This is a genomic window from Polynucleobacter sp. (genome assembly GCF_040400325.1).
Classification (GTDB): Bacteria; Pseudomonadota; Gammaproteobacteria; order Burkholderiales; family Burkholderiaceae; genus Polynucleobacter.
In genome coordinates this window covers 1-1,271 of sequence record NZ_JBBAQK010000050.1, presented here as the reverse complement: position 1 = coordinate 1,271, position 1,271 = coordinate 1, and the positions used below count along the sequence as shown (strand labels likewise).

Here is a 1,271-nt window from a genome sequence, read left to right as displayed (position 1 = left end):
TAGATCGAATAACTCGCCTTAGGGTCTTGCCCCACGATCTTTGCTAGTACTGGGCGATACGCTACTGCCCAGTAATCAACATCAAAGCGCTTTGCAAATGGCCCAGCCAACACATTAAAGTACAGATACTGATAAGGATGCCAGCGTACCATCCAGTAACTTGTAAAGCCCATGGACCCAATCACCAACGCAATCAGAATGCGCCTTGCCAGTTGCTTGGTATTGCTCAGAGCCCAAAGGCTGATTAAGCCTCTAATCGAGACGAGTAGAAAAGCTGGATAAATGAAGTACATCTGGCGCCAGCCGTTGTACAAAATCGAGTGCAGCATAATAACGGCTAGCAGTGGAGCACAGAAGAGTCCCAAAAAGAGTAGATCTTGCAGCTGAGCATCATTGGTCCATAAGGTTTTAGTCTTACCCCAAATATTGCGGATCAATGTGTTTACAGTGGTACTGGCACCCACCATAAAGAGGATCAAATATAAGATAGGAGTAGTCACTCCAATCCAAACAGGAATGTAGTACCAAGGCAGCCGACTAGCATTGACAATGTCGCCCATAAACACCATATCTGGGGCATGCCTAAACCTTGCCATGTTCTTAAAAGCAAGTACAAAGTTCCCTAAGGGGTCTAACCAAAGCCAGGGCCAAAAGGCAACTACTAGTAGTGCCATGACGGCAAGATAAACGCCCAGGTAGCCAATCAGTTTGCTAAAAGAGAGCTCTTTACGAGCTGCTAGTACCAGTAAGGCCACCACAGTCACCGCAGGCAAAATCACCGCCATCAGGCGTAAATCAATGGCAAGGGCGCATGCTAAGGCATGCCACAGACCAGTCAGCAGACCTGGTTTTAAAACAAAGCGTACCAAGGTATAGATGCCAATAGCAAAGGCTGACATAAAGACCAGATCTTTGTCGTTAAAAAACCCATCACCAAAAATACGGGGAGTAAGAACCAAAAAGGCTGCGCCCAATAGCCCGATGCGCCAATCTTGATAGCGCAACTTGACTAACTTATAGAAAAAGTAAACCGCAACGTAACAAATCAAGAAAGTGAGCAAATGGCGAAAAAAATAGGCATTGGCATCATGCAAGTTCAATACTTTGATCAAGAACTCGGCAGGCAGTTCAAAAGCAACACCATAGTCCCGATCACGCTGAGTCAAAAAGACGCTCGCTGGGTCAGCCAAAGGCTGGGCATTGCCCAATAAAAAACGAATATTAAACAGATTGGCTAGATAGGCAAGAGAGGTCAGGCCGATGGAGCGTTG

General features: G+C 46.3%; 1 protein-coding gene. It reads right to left on the bottom strand.

Annotated elements, in window-relative coordinates; translation table 11 throughout:
• Positions 1-1,271: glycosyltransferase family 39 protein (locus tag ABWP14_RS11470; protein ID WP_353203104.1), on the bottom strand; the 1,271-nt coding region annotated here is incomplete at both ends.